Raw genomic sequence first — 5,895 nt, 5'->3', positions numbered from 1 at the left:
TGCGTCCATCCCCGGAGACCCCAAAAGGTCTCCTTTTAAGTCGTCTGTTTACTCGGAAACATTCCTCAGCCAGCCGTTAACGCCGGCAATATTGGCATCATCCAGCGTACCCACGGTTTTTTTGAGCACCAGGCTGTTGATGATGTAGTCGTATCTGGCCATGGCATAGTTCTGGCGGGCCAGCGACAGATCCCGCTCCGCGTCCAGAACCGCCAGAACCGTAAAGAGTCCGGACCGGTGCCCCTCCTTTTTTCCCTCCAGGGCCAGTTGCTGGGCCTCTACCGCATCTCTCAGGGACCGGACCCGTTCAATGGCGTTGTCCACGCCGTAAAAGGCGGCCCGGGTTTCACGTTGAAGGGCACGGGTCTGCCGCGATTCCTCCTGAAGTAAGGCGTTCATGCGACAAATCGCCTCCCGGGTGCGGGAGTTCACCATGCCGCCCTGGTAGAGGGGCACGTTCAGCCGGAACAGAATTTCGGACGTTTCCACCTCGCTGCCGCCGCCGAAAAGGGTACCGTCGGTTTCACGCCAGTTGTGGCTGGCTTCCAGGTTCACGTTCGGGTAGTGGCCGGCCCGCTGGCGCCGGACCTCCTGCCGGGCCGATGCCACGGACTGACGCACGGCCTCCAGTGACGGATTCTGCCTGACCGCCGCCTCAATCCATGCGTCGGCATCAACGGGATCGGGCGAGACCAGGGGTAGTTCCTCGTGCAGCAGAGAAAGATCCTCCACCGGAGAACCGGTAATTTCGGCAAGGGCCTGGTAAGCATCATCCAGGTCGCTTTCCGCTGTCAGGCGCCTGGCCATTATATCGGCCAGCCGGGCCTTTGCGTCATAATATTCCGTTCGAGTGGAGAGCCCCCGGTTGAACCGTTCGTTCACCAGTTCGTAATGACCGCCCACCGCGGCCTCCTCGGCCGCCGTGGCCGTCAGCCGGTCCCGGGCCGCCAGCGCATGGAAATAGGCTTGGGCCACACGCACGGCCAGCTCCTGGCGGGCCGCCTCCAGTTCCAGGTCGGCACCCCTGACAAGGGCGCTGGCGCGACGAATGTTGATAAAGGAGGAAAGGTTAAACAGGGGCTGCGTAAGGGAAAGGGTATATTCAGTGGTGGGAAAATCAGAACTGCCGGATCCAAAAACCGTATTATCGGAACTGACGATGTCCTGGGCGGTTTCCTTGTGGACCCCTTCCGCGGACAGGGAGGGCAGGACCCCGGCCCACGCCTGGCGCAGCCGCTCCTGCTCCGCGTCTCTTTCGTGGCGCATACCCACGAAACGGGGGTCGTTCTCCAATGCCTGGTTGAACACCGTCATAAGATCGGCGGCATACAGAACGGACGGCACTCCGGCTAAACACAACAACGCCACAGTCAATGCACCTGTTGTGATTCCAGAGACAATCTTTCTTCGAACACAGCGTCTGGCACTTACGGCTTTTTCCATAATGTTCCCCTCAACTCCTGCTCCACCGAATATTAACATGTTGCCGGTTTTTTCGTTCAACGCCCGGCTCAATACCGGAGCCGGCACCGAAATGTCAGAAACAAAAAAGGGAGGAAAGCCCGCCCCGGGCCTTCCCCCCTTTAAACCACAAAATCAAGCCGATCAAAAAATAAAAATGGTCGCTGACCAGAGACCTGATGTATCTGCAAATACATGTTCCCGCCTCTGCCCTCACAACAGGAAAGGCTCTTGATATTTAATTACAAAATCCGCGAAACAAAACCGTAAGAGACGGTCAAATCAAAAGGTCAGCTCACAGCATCGATCGGGTGGGTGTTGTCGCAGAAAAAACAGTACCTAAATCAGGCCGCAATGTCAATAAATATAATATTATATATATAAAGGAGCCCCCTGTTTTTACCTGTTTGTCAAAACGATGAAAATCTGCCGAAAAAACGAGTAAAAACCCCTTACCTGGCAGAAAAATCATCAAAAAAAGATATCCCTCTCTTTGCAGCACAAAACAGTACTGCTTGTTATTTACAAACCGAAGAATATCGGCAGAGCGAAGAAAAACAGGTCAGACTGTGTTTTCCTCGCCAAAGGGCTTTAACGTCAGTACCAGCGACGGCAGAAGTAAAAAATCGGCCAGCAGGGCCACGGCAATGGTGCAGGCCACAAGGATGCCGAAGTCGGAAAGGGTCTGCATGATGGAACCGGTAAACACCAGAAAACCGGCCACAAGAACCACCGATGTAACAAGAAGGGCCCGGCCCACCCCCAGCATGGCGGCCAGAAGGGCCTCCTGATAGTTGCGGTGCCGCGCGAACTCATGACGATAGCGGATGACCATGTGAACCGTGTCATCCACGGCGATACCAATGGCAATGCTGGCGATCAGCAGTTTCACATAATCCAGGGGAATACCGGCCCACCCCATAAGGCCGAGGGTAATGACAACCGGCGTAAGATTGGGGACCATCGACAACAGGCCCACACGAACCGAACCGAGCACCACGCACATCATTCCGGCGATCACGGAAAAGGCCACCAGAAAGCCGATAATCTGGCTTTTGGTAATATAGTCCAGCAGCGTCAGCCACAGGGTGCCCATGCCGGCCAGCACCGGCAGGTCCTCTTTTTCCGCGCCGGACGACACCAGAAACGTGCCCAGTTCATCCACCATGCTTTTGTATTGACTGGTGGCCACGGCCTGGCATCGCAGCTCCAGGCGGGCCTTTTGAAAATCACCGGAAAGGTAATCGTCCAGTTCCTCGCCACCGGACATTTCATAGACCAGCAGCAGCTGGGCAGCCTCCTCCTGTGTATCCGGAATCCGGTAGTATGACGGATCGCCGTTGTGAAACTCCCTGTTGATATCCTTGATCATATCCACCACGGAGTAGGCTTTCATGACAACCGGCTTTTTCTCTGCCGCCCGTTGCAGTGCTTCAATCCGTTTCAAAAACGCCGGATCCGTCACACCGTCCGGAGTTCCGGAATCAAACACGTAGCTGAAACTGGTGGATCCGCCCATGACGCTGTCCACATGCTCGGTGACCTGCCGGATCGGGGCTCTTTTTGAAAACTCGGAAATAAAGTTGGAGTCCACCTGCAGGCGTGTCATGCCGGCCAGAGAAAGTACAAAGATGACGGCAAAACCGGCGAGGATCGTTGTCTTATATCGCACATTACACCGGGCCAGCCCCCCCAGAAAAGCGGCCGCGAGATGGGATACCCGGTTCTGCCTGTCCTGCCGGCCTGGTTCTTTCCTTCTTCTGCCAAAGGAAAGGAACACCACCAGCATCGTTACACTGAGCAGAAACGCGGCCCCCACGCCCACGGCACTGTAAATGGCAAAATGTTTGATGGCCTTGATGGGAGAGATGCTCATGGAGGCAAAACCGGCCATGGTTGTCAGGCTGGTAAACAGGCACGGCACGCCCACAAGAAAGAGGGCCTTTTTGACCGCCGCCTTTCTGTCGCCGTATTTTTGGTAGTAAATATTGAATTCGGAAAGGACGTGAACGGCATCGGCCACGCCAACAGCCACCAGCAGGGCCGGCAGCATGATAAACATCAGGTCCATGTCCCATGAAAAAACCGCCATGAACCCCACGCTTGCCAGCATGGCGCACAGCACCACCACCAGCGGGCCCGCAACCCCCCGGACGCTTCTGAAAAAAAAGAGCAGCACCCCTCCGATCACGGCAAACGAAATGATGGCCAGCCGGGTGCTTTCCTGCTGGGAGATCCGGTTATAAGCGGCATTAAGAGGCACATCACCGGTATGGTAAAACCGGATGCCCTCATATTCCGGCATGGCCAGAATCGTTTCAATCCGGTCATAAGTGACCTGGGGATAAAGATTCTCAAGGGCGTCCCCCTTGCCGGGATCGAACCGTATCTCCTCCAGGGCGTCGACACTGGCCTTTTCCATTTCCACCAGAATCGCGCCGTATGTACCGTCCCGGCTGACAAGGCCGTTGATATATATCGGCTTGTTTAAAATCTTCTGCCGAATGGCCAGAAGGGCCGCCTGGGTTTCAGGAAAATCTTCCAGCACATCATGCACCAGCAGATCCCCTTCAACCCCTTCAACAAATTCGGCATTGGCAAGGGAGGTGACCTCCTTTACAAACGGCACTTCCTGTTTCAGCCGCCGGGTGAGGTCCCTTATCTTTTGCATTACCTCCATGTTCCATATGCCATGGGCGGCATCCGGGGCCTGGTAGAGAATATAAGAGATTTCATCCGATCCGAACACCTCCCGGAACTCCAAAAAGGCCTTGTAGGCCGGATCGTTCTGGTCAAAATAGGATTTAAAGCTGTTGTCAAACCGGACGAGGGAAGCGGCCCAGGCCCCGCAACAGAGGAGCACGGCGCACAACAAAAGAACGGCCCACCGGTAATGATACGCCCCGCCGCCGATACGTTCAAACCACCGGTTCAGAAGATCAACCCTTCCTGTTTTAAAGGCGTATCCATGAGCATCGTTGTTCATCTACCGGCCCCCCGGGTCTCGCATTGTTTGACATGAAAGATATGGCATCCTCTTACGTATCGTAAATCCTGCGGCTGGAAAACAAAAAAAGCCCGGTGCCAGAAAAACCTGACACCGGGCTTATAAAAAATTTTCGGCAGCGACCTACTCTCCCGCCCAGCTTCCCGAGCAGTACCATCGGCGCTAAAGAGCTTAACTTCCGTGTTCGGGATGGGAACGGGTGTTTCCTCTTTGCCATGGCCACCGAAAAATCACAGCAATTCAAGTAGAATATGAACACAGTAAAACGTTCATAGTGAAAATATGGCAAAAGATTGTGGCTAAGCCTCACGACCAATTAGTACCGGTAAGCTGAACCCATTGCTGGGCTTACACACCCGGCCTATCAACCTTGTCATCTTCAAGGGGTCTTCAGTCTGCATGTCTCCATGCAGAGGGATATCTAATCTTGAGGTTGGCTTCCCGCTTAGATGCTTTCAGCGGTTATCCATTCCAAACGTAGCTACCCAGCGATGCCGCTGGCGCGACAACTGGACCACCATTGGTTTGTCCATCCCGGTCCTCTCGTACTAGGGACAGCTCCTCTCAAATATCCTGCGCCCGCGAAAGATAGGGACCAAACTGTCTCACGACGTTTTAAACCCAGCTCACGTACCACTTTAATCGGCGAACAGCCGAACCCTTGGGACCTGCTCCAGCCCCAGGATGTGATGAGCCGACATCGAGGTGCCAAACCGCATCGTCGATGTGAACTCTTGGATGCGATAAGCCTGTTATCCCCGGCGTACCTTTTGTCCGATGAGCGACGGCCCTTCCATACAGAACCGCCGGATCACTAAGACCTACTTTCGTACCTGCTCGAAATGTCTCTCTCGCAGTCAAGCTCCCTTATGCCTTTACACTCTATGGCTGGTTTCCAATCAGCCTGAGGGAACCTTTGCGCGCCTCCGTTACTCTTTAGGAGGCAACCGCCCCAGTCAAACTACCCACCAGACACTGTCTTTCGCCCGGATCACGGGTCGAAATTAGAACCACAAAATGGCCAGGGTGGTATTTCAAGGGTGGCTCCACGATAACTGGCGTTACCGCTTCAAAGCCTCCCACCTATCCTGCACAAGCCATTTCAAGATCCAATGTCAAGCTATAGTAAAGGTGCCGGGGTCTTTCCGTCTTTTCGCGGGTAGACGGCATCTTCACCGCCAATACAATTTCGCTGAGTCCCTGGTTGAGACAGTGCGGGAATCGTTACGCCATTCGTGCAGGTCGGAACTTACCCGACAAGGAATTTCGCTACCTTAGGACCGTTATAGTTACGGCCGCCGTTTACTGGGGCTTCGGTTCAATGCTTCTCCGCCGAAACGAATGACATCTCCCCTTAACCTTCCAGCACCGGGCAGGCGTCAGACCCTATACGTCGTCTTACGACTTAGCAGAGTCCTGTGTTTTTA

Annotated in this window: 2 protein-coding genes and 2 rRNA genes (1 of these 4 running past the window's edge); all 4 read right to left on the bottom strand. The window is 54.6% G+C overall.

Annotation, left to right across the window (positions count from 1 at the left end; all coding sequences use genetic code 11):
• Positions 1-48: 48 nt before the first annotated feature.
• The gene (locus DOLE_RS03140) at positions 49-1,443 is read right to left on the bottom strand and encodes a TolC family outer membrane protein (protein ID WP_012174040.1); all 1,395 of its coding nucleotides are present in this window, start codon (positions 1,441-1,443) and stop codon (positions 49-51) included.
• Positions 1,444-2,023: 580 nt separating this feature from the next.
• On the bottom strand, positions 2,024-4,447 hold the full coding sequence (locus tag DOLE_RS03135) for an efflux RND transporter permease subunit (RefSeq protein ID WP_012174039.1): 2,424 nt from the start codon (positions 4,445-4,447) through the stop codon (positions 2,024-2,026).
• Between the two features lie 131 nt (positions 4,448-4,578).
• A 5S ribosomal RNA gene (gene rrf / locus DOLE_RS03130) occupies positions 4,579-4,695 on the bottom strand.
• 68 nt (positions 4,696-4,763) lie between these two features.
• Positions 4,764-5,895 (bottom strand): 23S ribosomal RNA (locus DOLE_RS03125); it runs 1,890 nt beyond the window's last position.

The sequence above is a fragment of the Desulfosudis oleivorans Hxd3 genome (assembly GCF_000018405.1).
GTDB classification, from domain to species: Bacteria; Desulfobacterota; Desulfobacteria; order Desulfobacterales; family Desulfosudaceae; genus Desulfosudis; species Desulfosudis oleivorans.
Note: the sequence above shows the minus strand (reverse complement) of the source record. Positions and strands in the feature narration are given on the sequence as shown.